A 15,392-nucleotide genomic window follows, 5' to 3' on the forward strand; every position below is an offset into this window, starting at 1 on the left:
AGCACTTAAGGAAAAGCAACGTATCCTTATCTGTTATTATTATTTCACATAATTAATTATTTGTCCAATTAAATGCTCTTTTTATATAAAATTACACCCTATTTAACTTGTTATAAAATGACGTTTAGCTTATATAATACATACCTTTACACTACAAATGAAACTTTAATTTATTTATATTTATAACGTTTCTATAATTGCTTCCTTTAACCTGGAAATCAGTAACTTTTACTAAAGATTTGCATATATTTAAAAAGTGAACTCATTAGCTCGAATTTTGTCTTATTACATTCAACTATAGTATTATTATAGATTTAAAGGAGGCTATTTTATGTTGGAAATAATGCTTTTACTTGCTACTGTTTCTTTTCTCTTAATTATTTCTGGATTTTTCATTACCTTAAAGCAATATAAAGAAATAAAAAATATAAAGACTATATTAACTACCAAAAAAGAAAATGAGAAAACTCCATCCGAAAACTCAATCCCTATGCAATTAGACCTTAGCGTTCTCAATAATTTACTCGCTTCTGGAATAAATAAAGGTTCGAATTCAAGTAATGAAAATTTTAAATCTGATAAAACTAAATAGTCGTTACGTATATAATAAAATATATATCTCCTATTTTATCTAACCTTATTAATAACTACCTCTGATTAAAAAGGAGACTACTTATGTGTAAAAATCCGATTTCTATTATTATTCGTATACAGCATAACATAAGAGTTTTACCTGAAATTTTGAAAGCCTGTGAACAACTACAGCCTTTAGAAATCATCCTTACTATTAACGGATGTATCGATGATTCCATTGATACTGCACAATCTTACAATTGTGAAATTATCACATTAGAAGAACCGATAGAATCAAATAATTGTTATGTAATTGGTGCCAAAAAAGCAAAGGGTAAGTACCTCTTATTTTTAGATGCAAATTACATTATTCACCCTTCCTTACTTATACCATTTCTTCAACCATTACTAGACGAATCAGCTGACGTAGTATTAAACAATTTAGATGATTTTTTTTATCAAAAGCAAAAGCCCACTATAGAAATGATTTGGCAGCAAGTTACGAATCATTTTTTTCATCGTCCAGATTTACATGTTAACTCATTATTATTTCCTCCCTATGCAATAACAAAAGAAACTCTTGAAGCAATTACTCCAGAAAGTTTATTAAATCCGATACTGGCACAAATGAAAATTATTAAAAATAAATTTCGCATTAGCAATCATTTTAAAATTTCTATACCGCAAATTCCCTCCTTCCCCTCAAAACAACTCATTCGTTACCACCTAGAAGCAATTGAAAATTGGGTAAATATATTACAAGATCCAAGAGGAAACTATACTGATAATAATCGAAGACGGGATATTATTTTAGAACTTCAAAACGGCGAACAAAGAGCTATACCTAAAATAATTACAGGTAAAGAGTTTTATTCAAATACTTATGGAAATAAACAATTATCCATCATTATCCCTGTTCAAAATGAAGAAAAAACGATAGAATCTATCATTTTTGAGGTGCAGAAATTAAAACCTTTAGAAATCATCATTATTGTTAATGGATCAACAGATACAACAGAGGAATTGGCGAAGAATTGCGGTGCAACAGTTATTACTTACAAAGAAGCACTCGGCATTGATACCGGACGTGCCGTTGGTGCATATTTTGCAAAAGGTGATATATTATTATTTATTGATGGTGATTTCTTAATTCCTAGTTCTGATTTATTACCATTTGTACAATCTGTTCAAAATGGAACCGATTTAGCTTTAAATAAATTAGAGCACTACTACATGTATCGTCTTCCTTATACTATCGTGACTGCATGTAAGTATGCTGTTAATTTAGCATGTAATCGAAAAGATTTAGGTATGGGATCCACAATTGCTGTCCCTCATGCTTTTAGTCGAAAATGCATTGATATAATTGGGTTTGATTCACTTCTTTCACCAACCTTAAGTCAAGTTAAAACAATTTTAGCAGGCTTGCATATACAAAAAGCCCATTCTGTCGACGTTGACAAGATAAATCGAGTTCGACCCAAAAAACACTTCTCTGAGGAAGGCTACCTTTCATTAGCAACACAGCAAATCATTGGTGATCATATAGAGGCAATTTCTTACCTCCTCGAACAAAAAGGAGACACTGAATGCTTTTAATTGTATATTCTTACCACCAAATAATATATAAATTCAATTTAAATATATAGCAAAATAAAAAAGATGGTTTGTAACCATCTTTTTTATTTTTACATTAGTTCAAAAGAAAAAGTAGAAAGCAGGCTTTTCATTTCTTGATTTTCTTAGGAAGTTTGAAAAGAGAGGCTTGTTAATGAAGATACAACACTTAAATCATCGTTTAGTGTAATTGAGAAACATGCAACCAATGGTAAAGTAATTACAATTGATCCACTAGGACTAATTACAATTGTAGGACTTGTCCCACATGCCCCCCCACAATCCACTACAGCGTCAATTCCACTACCAGGGGTAATTGTAATTTTAAGACATACATCAAAACAAACATTATTCGTAGTACATGCCATAACTCTCCCTCCTTTCTCTTAACAATATATGCAGTTAGTTAAATTCGGACACGACTCTCTTACTAAATTTTATAAATTAGATGTTATTTCACTATTAGTTCCATAAAAAATTAACGTTTTATTAAACTATCTAAATCAACTAAAAAACTCAAATCATCCTTTACTGAAATAGAAACACATGCAATAAACGGTATTACATTAAAATTAGATGAACATTCATCATTGCACCTTACGAATATTTCTGCCCCACCATTTGGATTGACTTTAGTTTCTAAACAAATATTAAAACAACTTTTATTGATGCAAGACAAGATATTTCCTCCTTTCTTATATCTAATATCAATTTATTCACAAATAATAATATTGTTACAACTTTATTCACTCTTTACTTTCCATACATAAAATAAAAAAGATAAAAGCTCCTTCATATATATAAAGAAGCCTTTACCTTTTGGTTACTTGTTCATTTATTATCAGTCAGTGAAACATGCTCTTCACTTGTACCTAAGCTAAAAATAATAAAAATTTTTGATTTCAGTTTCATTGCAATACTAAATATCGTCAAGTTGCATAAATGAAATGTTTAGGTTACTCATTCAATAGACAAATTTACCTTTTAAAATAAGTCTTTAAAATCCTTGTTCTTCAATAAATACGAAAATCCTTCTAAATGATCCCCAGTAATTCTTAATACAGCTGGTGGATGTCCTATCGTGGCAAAATGCTCTTGTGGCCGAATACGATTAGGTTTCATTACATCTACAAAATGGACACATTCAACTTTATATCCTTCTAATATTGCCTTTACTTGCGCAACACACGATGTGTGAAGTGTATCCCAGCCGATTCCCTCTAAACATTTTCTACTAATAGCATGAGGAACAGCAATTGTGGATCCCACCCCTAAATCTTTACGGTTACAGGCAATATTCAACATATATTTATATAAATTTACAATGTATAAAGGAAATCTAAGATTTAAATTTAAATCATTTAAAGCTATATCAACACCATCTGTAACAGCCTGTGTTAACGGATGAAGATCTTTTGCTGGAATAGCAAAATCAGCATCAATAAAGAGAAGTATATCCCCTGTGGCTTCTTGTGCACCAATTGCCCGTCCTACATCATGCCCTAATCTTTCTTCATAAACAATTACTGTAGCTCCTAATTGCTTAGCAATTGCTTCTGTTTGATCTGTTGATCCATTAATGACAACAATTATTTCTTTCGGTTCAATTTTTCTTGCCTCAAGAATAACTTCTTTAATCGTTGTTTCTTCATTTTGTGCTGGTATAATAATAGATAACTGTTTTCCATTATAAATAGAGGAATTCATTCCCCATCCTTTATGAAAACGTGAATAATTCTTCTGTTTTTTTAGTTGCTCTATAACTTCTCTTTTTCTTCCTCCATCTGTATAATTACCTCTATCATCTTTTCCTTGTAACCAACTCTCTAAAGCTTTTACATTCTCATTAATCTCACGTACTTCTAACTTAGTTAGTTTATTTCTATAAAAAGAGGTATGATTTGCATTTAAAGAGGTTTTAGTGATTGCTGAAGAAGTGTGTACTCGCCACCCTTTCTCAATAAGAGTTACTTGGGACAGAATAGGGTTCTGCAAGATATCATATCCAATGTCTTCAATTGCTTTTTTAGTAATAGCATATGGCATAGATAACATCGAATCATATTTTAAATCCATACGCCCCAATACATCGTTTACTATTTTTCTATACACCATAGCAATGCTTGGCCATTCTACTCTCATCTTTTCAAAACAAACCGAGTCTATATTATTTAAAATTACATCCTGTTCCTTTTTTAGTAGCGGTTCTATAAATCGTTCTAATTCTACCGAAAAAATAACATCTTCTCCATTTAAAAATAAGACTACATCACCATTGGCGACTTTTGCCCCATGAACTGGTGCTTTCCATTTACTTTTCTCTTCAATCACAACAACGTTACTTTCAACAAATGTTGGTATAGATTGTATCGCACTCATTCTATCATCAGCTACAATAATAATTTCTAGTGGTTTTATATGCTGCACTTTATTTAAAATTTGATTCAATTTTGATTTATCTTCTCCTAAAACTATAACGACTGATAGGTCCACTTCTTTTTGTTCTTCTTTTATAGTCTGATTAGGTTTTACTTTTTTTATATATTCAATTGTTTCACTCTTACCTACAGCTGCATGCCCTGCTTTTTTATCAAAATATAAGTCAATTATAATTTGATTTACTTCCGTGTCTTTATCAAGTTGCTCTAATTCGGAAATAAATGGTAGCAAATGATTTTGAACATCAAATTCACACGCGAAATTTTGCAAAAAATAAATATTCGGTACATATTTAATGTGATTAAAAAATTTCACAACATTAATTCTTTCGCCAAATTTCTCTTCAACTTCTTCTCTTGATAAATTTGGATAAGACAAATCGAAAACTAGATTTATTGGTACAGGTATCCATTTTAATAAATTTGTTTGAGGATTATTAATGAAAGCTGTGGAGCCCTTAACGAATCCAGCTAAAATTAAAGACATAAATCCTCCCCCAGAACTGCCATAAAACAACACATTTTTCGAATCAACTTTTAACTTTACAAATACTATTTCTAAAATATTTGCTATATCTTGTAAATAAAATCTATTTAACTCTCCCTGTCCCCAACCTAAAGATAATTTTCCAAGATATAACGTAGGGTCATTATAATATATAACAGTATCTTCAAATTCATCCATCCAAGAATGTCGATGAAAAATAGGTGGACCAATTGGCTGTTCTTGAAACCCACCTGCTCCGGATCCAAAAACAATAGTGTTAGAAGCATCGGGCTTAATACGAATTAAAAATTCATACGTTACTTTATCCCAATCAACCTTGAGTATAAATGGTTCTGTAATTTGAAAATCCATTTGCCATAATTGTTCATATGAAATGTTAATTATTTTATACTGGTCTAACAGTTTAATCACCCTTTCCATCCATTTCGAGTTGTTCTATCAAGTAAGAGAGAGCTTCAACGTGATCACCAATTATTCTTAATACTGCTGGAGGATGCCCATTGTGACTTACATTTTCCTTTAAACGAATTCTATTCGGTTTTACAACATCAACATAATGAACACATTCTACCCTATATCCTTGTAATATAGCTTTTACTTGTGCAAGACTAGGGCATAGTAAAGTTTCCCACCCTATTGCATCTAAACATGATCTACTCATAGCATGTGGAATTGCTACTAATGAGCCATTGCTTAATTCTGGACGATTATATGCTAAATTAAGCATATATTTTACGACGTCTACGACATAAAACGGAGGGTGTAACATCGGATTCAAATCATTTAATGCTATGTCTACACCAGCTGAAACTGCTTTTGTAAAATGATGCAAATTACTTCCTGAAACACTAAAATCACCATCAATAAATAAAAGAATATCTCCTGTAGCTTCAAGCGCTCCAATAGCACGTCCAACATTATGACCAAGTCGTTCGTTATATTCAATAATAGTAACACCAAGTCTTTTAGCAATATTAGCCGTTTGATCTGTCGAACCATTTACAACGACGATGATTTCTAGTGGTTCTATTTTTCTCGCCTCAAGTATTACTTGTTCTATAGTCTCTTCTTCATTTTGTACTGGTATAATGACAGAAAGTTGCTTCCCATCATAAATTGAAGAATGCATTCCCCACCCTTGATGATAGGAAGGGTATCGCTTACATTCACCTAGTTTTTGAACAATATCTCTTCTTTTTCCTGCATCAGTAAACCCTACTCTTCTTCCTTTTTTCTCTATCCATTTAGCTATACCGCGTAAATATCTTTCTACTTTCTCTTTTTCATTTTTGGATAACTCTTTTTTTATTAAATATCCTCCTTCCTCTATAGTCTCATCTTTAGATAACGTATTGATTGCATATTGATCGTTAATCCGCCACCCTTGATTCACAATCTTCATATGAGATAGAACGATATCTTCCATATAATTAAAGCCGATATTTTCCACTACTTCCTTCGTAAGCGCATATGGTAACGAAAGTATTGAATTGCTTTTTAAATCTGGTCGACTTAAAATTTCATTTAACATTTTTCTCCATACAATATCCATATTTGGACATTTACCTATTTCTATCAATTTATCTATTTTATTTAAAACTACATCGGCTTGATTTGTAACAATTGGCTCAATAAATCTCTGCATTTCATTTGTGGATAATGAAAAATTGCCATCTAAAAATAATAAAACTTCTCCTTTTGCTGCCTTTATACAAGCTCCATATCCATCATAATGCTTACTATATTTGTCCATAAAAACAATATGACATTTATGTTTCTTTGCTATTTCATACAAATTACTTCTATCGTTAGGAACGAAAATTATAATTTCAAGAGGATTTAGCTTCCATATAGATTGAATTGACTCTTCTAATATTTGCTCTCTTTCACTGTACAAAATAATAACCGTTAACGATTTCATTACACGCCCCCTTTACACATCATGTGACATAAAATGTTAATTATTGCCATTTCCTATGAATTTGCTACTTTATTAACATATTCAAAAGTGAATTATACTGTGTGAAAACAAACGTCTATTTTTGAAAATATAATCTCTACACTTGTATCCCTCCTCTTATCGTTGTCTGTTACAACTCTCACCATTTAAAAATAAAAAAAGTCCTAATTTCTTTAGGACTCTTTTACACTAATTTATAAATATCATTAATTTTATATACAACCTTTTTCCATGTTATACCTCTATCCGTTGTAGTAAATATTTCTTTTTTATTACAAGCCCAACCTTTACGCCGATTAAAAAAATGTAAACAAAATACATTTTTCAACAATGGATTACTTGATACCTTTATCCATTTTGCTCCTTTTTTTATTATTTGATATACACTTCCATGTTCACTATTTATAACCCAGCCATAATAGGAACTAAAAAAAGAAACAGCCGCTTTACTAGTATTTATTGTTTTATTTGAAATATGCCACGAATTCCCCTTATCAAATGAGTAATTCATTAAAAATACATCATTATTCATTTTAGTTGGTATTACTAACAAGTTATTTTTATAGATTGCTTTATAAGCCATAGAAGTCTCATTATTACTTCCTTCAAGACTTGGAATATCTTTTATAGGCTGCCAACTTGCCCCACCATCTATTGTTTTAAATACCGCTGATGTTTCATATTGTTTGTGTAATGAAATAAATCCAACTAACTCGTTTATAAATGTTATTCCTGAAATACTATCACTAATACTTATATTTTTAATTACTTTCCATACTCTCCCTTTCATTTTCATATAGTATAAATTATGTTCAAATTTATTTGATGCAAGCTTTCTAGACAATACAATCCATATACTATCCATATTCGCGGCATGCAATTGTACTTGAACATCCGTCGATTTCTCCCACTCTTCTTCAATTGGTAATATAAACTCACTCCATTTTTCCCCTCTATTAACTGTATAAAATATAGCGGGTAATAAATCATCATTCTTTTTTGTTAAACCATATGCCCAAGAGCTTCGAGCATTTATTGGATATCCAAATATTACAATTGAATTTAGAGGGTTAACAACATCCCATTCTACTCCTCCGTTTCGAGTATATAAGATGGCTTGCTTTTTATTTGTATATTGAATACCAGCCCACCCAAATCTATCAGTTCGCATTTGTAAAGAAGTAAATTGAATATCATTATTTTCCAATATATCACCTCATTCTTATCATATATATATTCGTATGCTATTATTTTCAAAACGTTCTATCATTAGTTATTTAAACCACCCGCTTTATCTACTATCTTTATACTTACTTTCCCTTTTCTTCACCACTCAAATATAACGAAATTCCTTCTATTTTTCCGTTATCATATACAAACGACTGTATTTTACAAAATTCAACTATAAAAAATGCACCCCAATTGTAAACTATCCCCAACAATTAGAGTGCACTTTATATAAAATATAGCTTTAATTTTTAAGCACTTACTACAGCAGCAACTTTATCTAAACAAATAATAAACTGATTCATAAATGCGTCAATTTCCTCTTTCGTAATAATATACGGCGGAAGTAATCGAATAATATTCCCTTTTGTTACATCGACTAACATTCCTTTATTCATTAGCTCAACCTGTAATTTCTTCACATTTTCATTCGTATCATTCAGACTAATTCCAAACATCATGCCAGCATGACGCACTTCCTGTATATAATAAGAATTTTCTTTCTGAATGTCTTGCAGTTTGTCATTCAAATATAGTGACGTTTCATAAGCTTCTTGCATTAACCCCTCATCAAGTAATGTATTTAATACCGTTAAACCTAAAGCTGTTCCCATTGATGAATGAGCAAACGTTGTCCCGTGATCTCCTGGTGAAAATACATCACATAACTTTTCACCTACAATAATTCCTCCTAGCGGTATCCCGCCTCCTGCTCCTTTACCAATTTGAATAATGTCCGGTGTGATATTAAAATTTTGATAAGCAAATAGTTTTCCCGTTCGACCCATACCACTTTGAACTTCATCAACGACAAGAAGTACATTATATTTTTCACATAAATTTTGAACACCATGCAAATATTTACTTGATAAAGGATAAATTCCCCCACTTCCTAAAACAGGCTCTAGCATAATCGCAATTGGTTTTTCTTTAATAATGGTCTCCTCTAATTGGTCTATATTCTCACTCTCTACTTCGTATACAGGAATAGATGTTTTAGGGAAATTTTGATATACCTTTTCTTGTCTCGTAAAATGTAGTGCTCCTAACGTCCTCCCGTGAAAACTATCTTTTAACACAACTACTCCGTCACGCTCCTCATTCGCAATAGATCTATATTTATCAATTAATTTTAATGTCGTTTCTGTCGCTTCCGTACCAGAGTTTGTAAAAAAGACTTTTCCGCTTTTTAAAGTACACCCTACTAATTTCTTTGCATACTCAATTGCAACTGGGTTTAAGAAATGAAACGGTAAATGCAACGATTTCACAACTTGCTCCATTGTCGTTTGTACAATTTTAGGATGATTGTATCCTAGTACATTTACTCCTACGCCAGAAAATAAATCTAAATACTCTTTACCATCTACATCATATAGTTTACATCCTTCTCCTCTTTCCATTGCAACCTCTGTCCGACAATATGTAGACATCATATATTCTTTATCTAATTGAAACCAATCCGACATGTTAAATTCCTCCTAGTTATTTTTCCTTTTTTAACGTTTATTCTCTATATAATCGTTTATAAATTAAGTTTTAAGATTGAAATTTTAATAGTGGTTTTCTTCCACATTTTTTATTAAAACGTGTGCTTTCTCTTCCCGATATTCATTTTTCCATAATTTCTTCTATTTCAACAGGTCCACTACATATGTGTTTTTTTCATCTAGCGGTATGTTACTGCTTTGAACTTTGTATGTCATACATAATCGAGACTATAAAATCATATTTAGTAACAATCGACGAAAAAATTTGGAGGCTATATCGATGAATGAAAAATATGATAAACATAGGAAAGAATTATTAGAAGAAGACTTTAATAAACATCGAGAACTTACTGAACCAGCTAAATTTCACTCTCAAACAGTTGGTTCACGTGGACCTGTACTAGAGCAAGATAGTGTACTGCATGAGTCATTACAACAATTTATTCATGAAAAAATTTTAGAAAGACCTGTTCATGTAAAAGGATTTGGTGCGTTCGGTTATTTTCAAACGATATATTCGATGTCTGAACATACTAAATTAAGTTTTTTACAAAATTCTAATGAGAAAGTTCCTGTTATGGTTCGATTTTCGTTAGCTGTTAGTACGAAAGGAACACCGGATACTGCTAGAAATGTACGCGGTTTTTCCACAAAATTTTATTCAAAAGAAGGCATTTTTGACCTTTTATGTAATCACATTCCTGTTTTTTCTGTCCGTGATCCAATGCGTTTCCCTGAAACGATTCAAGCATTATTGCCTTCACCTAAAAATAACTTAATAGACCCTAATAGATTTTGGAGTTTTGTCGCTAAAGCACCTGAATCTATTCATTTTGTTGTCCGTTTATACTCTAATAATGGTACGGCCAAAAGTCTTCGCCACATTCCAGGACATAGTGTTAATACATATGTATGGAGAAATGCGGAAGGTAATCGAAAGTATGTAAAGTATCATTGGTACCCATTTGAAGGTGTACAGTACATTACTAGTAAAGAAGCAATTAAATTAGCTGCTGAAAATCCTGATTATAGCGGGAAAGATTTATATGATGCTATTGAAAATGGTAAACCAGTGGAGTATGGTTTATACGTCCAGCTCATGGATCCGAAAGATGAAGCGCACCTTTCTTATGATCCTTTAGATGACACAAAAGTATGGGATGAACAGACGTATCCTCTCATACCAGTCGGGAAAATGGTATTAAATAAAAATCCTGAAAATTTTATGGAACAAGTAGAAAAGGTCGCATTCTCTCCTTCTAATTTACTGGATGGTGCAGAACTATCAGATGATAAAATGCTGCAAGGGCGCGCTAACATTTACAGTGATTCACAAAGAAGAAGAATTGGTCCAGAATTTCGCAAATTAACGATTAACCAGCAGCAAGATTGGACACCTGCTAATCAAATTACAACCGGTGAAGGAAGGTACGTTGAAGGTAAACTTGAAAGAACTTCTATAATGAAACAGGATGACTTTACGCAGGCTGGTGAATTTTATACGAAGTTACAGCCAATAGAAAAAGAACATCTCGCTGAAAACTTAGCTAGTGATTTGAAAGTTATATCCGATGATATTAGGGAGATCGTTTTGGGGTATTTCAATCAAGTATCAACTGATTTGAAAACAAGCATTGAGACAAAAATGAAAGAGCATTAAGAAGATTAAAACATGCTTTACGAATGAGAATTCAAATCTATATTAATTATTTTCTTGTCAAAATCCAATGAGGTTATTTAATTTGAAAATATAAAGCCAACATATCCCTGTTCTATAATTAGAACAGGGATATGTTGGCTTAGTTTAATGTTTAACATTACATACTTTATTTCGCTAAAAAATGCGATAAGTAGCCTTTCAAAACAAACTATAGTAAACTATTTTACTTGTACCGTATAATTCCCTGTTCCACCACCATACTTATATACACTTAAGTAATATTTCCCTGGCTTTGCATTATAATTTCCAAGCAATTTGTTTCCATCACGTTTTGTTGCATAAGCTACATAATTATTTAAATCTGATTCAGAATATAATACCCAGTTCAGTCCAAGATTTTGTTCGTTCGTAACAGAAATTTGTAAATCTTTTTGATCCTTTACATCAATAACAAATTTATCCCCCTGATCTTGATCGCTCAAGGTTCCTCTTAACAAAATATTCAAAGATAGTGGGTTTGCTGTTTCAAATGAATTATTTGGTTCTTTTTCTACAGCCGTACCTTCTTCCGTATTCACTCCGCTAAACACAACATCATATTCAAATTGCCCAGCATTATTTACACGGTAATTTACAAAATAAGCAGTCAATGTTTTATATCCAGTCCACTCTTTTCCTGAAAGACGTTTCAACATATCATTTGTTGCTTCATTCATCACTTTCCAGTCCTCAACTTCTCCTTTAGCCACACTTCCTGTATATGTTCCCTGTAGTGTAAATGTATTAAAGAATTGTGATTTATTCTTTGTTACTTTCACATCTTTTAATTTCGCTTCATTCGTAATATCTGAAGTAACGTCCGAAAGCGATTTTGGATCATGTTGAGTTAAATACTCATCTGATACTTGTGGAATCGTATACTTATCACGATTATCAATAAGCATTTGCATATAAGATTGATATTCTTCATTTAACTTATTATCTTTGCTTAATGTAGCACGGTATGCATCGTAACTTGAAACATCATTTGCGCGAATTAAATCATGTACTTTATCGAACATTTCTGGGCGCTTATTATACATATATGATTGCAGCGCAAACGAATAATTATAAAAATCCCACGTTCCATATTTCGCATTTAATGTTTGTGATGCTGTATAACGTTTTGCAGGATCATTAGATAACCCGCCAATTATACTTTTTCGCGGTACTACACTATCTAATCGCGTTGCACCTGCAAAGAACTCTGCATTCCCTTCTTCAAACCATGTTAAACGTTCATTTTGATACATTTCCCCTTGGCCCCATAATCCCTGAACTTCGTACCTTCCCTGTAAATAGTGCGTAAATTCATGGCGGAACAATTCTTCCAGACTATAAATACTTTGCTCTGGTGTACGTTCATATGTAAAGAAAGTTCCTGTCCCTTCAATATAAATCCCACCATTATTCGTTTCATATCCGTACAGTTGACGATTAAATTGATACTCATCTGGGCTATTATAAATAACCATCGTTAACACATCATCAGCATGTCCACTTTCAAGTGGTTTATCGCTACCAACTGTACGATAAAATTGAGAACGCACCTCTTTTGCCGCCCAGTATAGACGTTTAATTTTCTCTTCGCTAACTTTATCCCCAGCTTTAAAGACAATTGCTCCATCATCAAACGTATACGTTTTCGGTAAATATTTCTTTTTACCTTCTTCTCGAATTTGATCTAAATTTACAGTTTTTCCATTCGCATCTATTCCTCCATAATTTGTAGTAATTTGTTCTGCCGCAACAAAGTATTGCTCTCCTAAATATGGGTAAATTCGCATTGCATCTGTAACAACTTGTTGTCCTTTTGTCGGCGTGCTATGAAGCTTGCCCAATCGGCCAGCATAATAAATTCCATTATTAATTAACCATCCGTTTTTATTTGTTACTGTACCAAGTAGTGCAAAACGATTTACTTCATTAATAAAGTTATCGATATTCCGAAACCACATCGTATCTTTTGGCTCTTTTCCAGTCGTGTACATATCCGTCTGAATATCAAAGTCAATTCCCTTCATCAACTCATATATAGCGTCTCCTTTTGTTCGGTCTTCAATGAAAGTTGCAAGATTATCGTTATATTGTTTAAAAATTTCACCTGCATATAAAACCGTTTCAACATCTGCTGATGCATTTCCAATTAATTTTCCATATGATGCAATTATTTTATTTTGTTCTGATGTACCAAGTTTGAAATTTGGATTTTTTGCAATTGTTTTTAAAGCTGGTAAACACTTATCATGGTAGCTACGCTCATTTAGTTTGCTTAATTCATCATGGTAAAAACCTAAATAAAATGCTGCACGTAGAGCTTCTACTAATGTTTCAATCCCTTTCGAATCATCTTTCGTATAAGCTTGTCCTTGTTCTGCTAGTTTATTAATAATTGCTTGCATTCGGCTATCATCTTGATAGAATTTAAGACTATCACTATTAAACTGAAATAATTCCGGAATTTGATACCATTTAATTGTCACAAGAAGATCAGTTAATTGTTTATTATTTAATTGATTTAACTCAGCCATTGAATACTTTTTTTCTTCAGCTAACGATTTAATATTATCGGTTGGTGCTAGTGGACGCTGTGATAAATCCGCTAATTTTAACCGTTTTGTAAAAGATGCATTTTCTTGTACTTTTGAAGGGTGCGCCAATTCATCAACAGATTTCTGTATTCCTACCGGCTCCATTTGTAATACGTTCTTCACATTTTTCTCTTTTGTCTCTGCTTGAATTTGCAAACCATTACACGTTATTGTCACTAATCCAACACCAAGAATCCACTTAGAAATTTTCGAATATTTAACCATCCCATTGCCCCCTAATAATTTAAAAGAAAATTCAGAATTTTAAAACCAAAAAAACCACTTATTTGTATGTATTTACAGTTCCGCTATAAATACAATTATGATTAATAATGCAATAGTAGCTTGTTTTATACTATTACGAGTACAGATTCCTTACATACAATCTCCCTTCCTTACATGTAATACAAGCAAAAACCGTGCCAATCATATTTCTTATGAATAGCCAACATTCTTTTATAAATACTGTAGAATAAAATATACATAGGTGGTTCGGCAATGTATAAATCATTTGACACAAAATCTAATGTTTATGAAGAACAAATTCATTGAATATTATAAGTTCATTAGCCAGTAAATAATCCCCAATTATTAAATCTCTCAAAAAAAGGTAAACAAACATATTCCATAAAGCTAATATGTTCGTTTACCTTTTTCTATTTCACATCAACAGCAAAATATCGTTGAATAAAAACAGTATGAATAAGTATTTTGTTATTCATTTCTCTTTTTCATATAATCTTTTTCACATTGCAACAGCTTGAATTTCACTTTTTTCCCTTTCTTCTTTTTCGTTTTTATAACGAGCCATTCCCCTTTTTCAACGTCTAGTTTTAGGCGTTTCATTACATTGATATTATCTTTTTCTTTATAAAGTAAAAATGCTTCTTGTGCCCTCACAAATAAGCTGGGCTGTTCGCTAAATCCACCACTATCATAAATTTTAGTTAGCGAATTATAATAAGAATCATTTTCCTTTCCACCATACATCAAATGAGCAGCCTCCAGATCTCTTTTACTTACTTCCCAAAAACTATGTTCATCAATATTTAAATTAAATGTGGATTTAATGTCCTGTATTATATTCTTCACATGCTTTTCATCTCTAACTTTTCTTTCTTCGAGACAATCCGAAGATAATTCTGGTGCATCTGATTGGGAATGTACAACGTGTTGTATCGATACACACAGAATAAATACGCTTAAAATGTAAAATATTTTTTTCATATTTACATATCACCTCAAATGATTTAGATACTATATCATTTGAGGCTTACAATATTCTTATG

The 15,392-nt window shown here is 31.8% G+C and carries 11 protein-coding genes; 3 read left to right on the forward strand and 8 right to left on the reverse strand.

What is annotated here, in order from left to right:
* The first annotated feature begins 331 nt into the window (after positions 1-331).
* Positions 332-592: a hypothetical protein gene (locus MR136_RS12575; protein ID WP_000890040.1), complete on the forward strand. Its 261-nt coding sequence runs from the start codon at positions 332-334 to the stop codon at positions 590-592.
* Positions 593-675: 83 nt separating this feature from the next.
* Complete coding sequence (locus MR136_RS12580; RefSeq protein ID WP_078421360.1) at positions 676-2,172, forward strand: glycosyltransferase; 1,497 nt, start codon at positions 676-678, stop codon at positions 2,170-2,172.
* A gap of 143 nt (positions 2,173-2,315) precedes the next feature.
* On the opposite strand, the gene MR136_RS12585 is transcribed toward MR136_RS12580, so the two are convergent.
* The 6 genes from MR136_RS12585 to MR136_RS12610 form a co-directional block, all read right to left on the reverse strand.
* Positions 2,316-2,558, reverse strand: a complete 243-nt coding sequence (locus MR136_RS12585) for a hypothetical protein (RefSeq protein ID WP_000752466.1) — start codon at positions 2,556-2,558, stop codon at positions 2,316-2,318.
* A gap of 110 nt (positions 2,559-2,668) precedes the next feature.
* A complete protein-coding gene (locus MR136_RS12590) occupies positions 2,669-2,869 on the reverse strand; it encodes a hypothetical protein (RefSeq protein WP_001277651.1) in 201 nt (66 codons plus the stop codon).
* A 305-nt stretch (positions 2,870-3,174) separates the two neighbouring features.
* Positions 3,175-5,487, reverse strand: coding sequence for a glycosyltransferase (locus tag MR136_RS12595; RefSeq protein ID WP_135277891.1), 2,313 nt, complete (start codon positions 5,485-5,487; stop codon positions 3,175-3,177).
* 52 nt (positions 5,488-5,539) lie between these two features.
* Complete coding sequence (locus MR136_RS12600) at positions 5,540-7,057, reverse strand: glycosyltransferase family 2 protein (protein WP_078421358.1); 1,518 nt, start codon at positions 7,055-7,057, stop codon at positions 5,540-5,542.
* A gap of 223 nt (positions 7,058-7,280) precedes the next feature.
* A complete protein-coding gene (locus tag MR136_RS12605; protein WP_078421357.1) occupies positions 7,281-8,303 on the reverse strand; it encodes a WD40/YVTN/BNR-like repeat-containing protein in 1,023 nt (340 codons plus the stop codon).
* Positions 8,304-8,574: 271 nt separating this feature from the next.
* Complete coding sequence (locus MR136_RS12610) at positions 8,575-9,792, reverse strand: aspartate aminotransferase family protein (protein ID WP_078421356.1); 1,218 nt, start codon at positions 9,790-9,792, stop codon at positions 8,575-8,577.
* Between the two features lie 301 nt (positions 9,793-10,093).
* Here MR136_RS12610 and MR136_RS12615 point away from each other — a divergent pair, with 301 nt between their 5' ends.
* Entirely contained in the window at positions 10,094-11,473 is a 1,380-nt protein-coding gene (locus tag MR136_RS12615) for a catalase (RefSeq protein ID WP_001003610.1), read from the forward strand.
* Between the two features lie 218 nt (positions 11,474-11,691).
* Here the strand turns inward: MR136_RS12615 and colA are convergent, their stop codons facing one another.
* Together colA and MR136_RS12625 are read right to left on the reverse strand one after the other, a co-directional pair.
* Positions 11,692-14,328, reverse strand: a complete 2,637-nt coding sequence (gene colA / locus MR136_RS12620) for a collagenase ColA (protein ID WP_088338900.1) — start codon at positions 14,326-14,328, stop codon at positions 11,692-11,694.
* Between the two features lie 489 nt (positions 14,329-14,817).
* The gene (locus tag MR136_RS12625; RefSeq protein ID WP_000719372.1) at positions 14,818-15,330 is read right to left on the reverse strand and encodes a hypothetical protein; all 513 of its coding nucleotides are present in this window, start codon (positions 15,328-15,330) and stop codon (positions 14,818-14,820) included.
* Positions 15,331-15,392 lie beyond the last annotated feature (62 nt).

Source organism: Bacillus cereus group sp. BfR-BA-01311 (assembly GCF_022664295.1).
Lineage (GTDB): Bacteria > Bacillota > Bacilli > Bacillales > Bacillaceae_G > Bacillus_A > Bacillus_A cereus.

Bases quoted from the DNA above. Each gene is read 5' to 3' on its own strand.
- MR136_RS12580 (WP_078421360.1), top strand. From the start codon at position 676: ATGTGTAAAAATCCGATTTCTATTATTATTCGTATACAGCATAACATA.
- MR136_RS12600 (WP_078421358.1), bottom strand. From the start codon at position 7,057: ATGAAATCGTTAACGGTTATTATTTTGTACAGTGAAAGAGAGCAAATA.
- MR136_RS12585 (WP_000752466.1), bottom strand. From the start codon at position 2,558: ATGGCATGTACTACGAATAATGTTTGTTTTGATGTATGTCTTAAAATT.
- MR136_RS12595 (WP_135277891.1), bottom strand. From the start codon at position 5,487: ATGGATTTTCAAATTACAGAACCATTTATACTCAAGGTTGATTGGGAT.
- colA (WP_088338900.1), bottom strand. From the start codon at position 14,328: ATGGTTAAATATTCGAAAATTTCTAAGTGGATTCTTGGTGTTGGATTA.
- MR136_RS12625 (WP_000719372.1), bottom strand. From the start codon at position 15,330: ATGAAAAAAATATTTTACATTTTAAGCGTATTTATTCTGTGTGTATCG.
- MR136_RS12610 (WP_078421356.1), bottom strand. From the start codon at position 9,792: ATGTCGGATTGGTTTCAATTAGATAAAGAATATATGATGTCTACATAT.
- MR136_RS12615 (WP_001003610.1), top strand. From the start codon at position 10,094: ATGAATGAAAAATATGATAAACATAGGAAAGAATTATTAGAAGAAGAC.
- MR136_RS12575 (WP_000890040.1), top strand. From the start codon at position 332: ATGTTGGAAATAATGCTTTTACTTGCTACTGTTTCTTTTCTCTTAATT.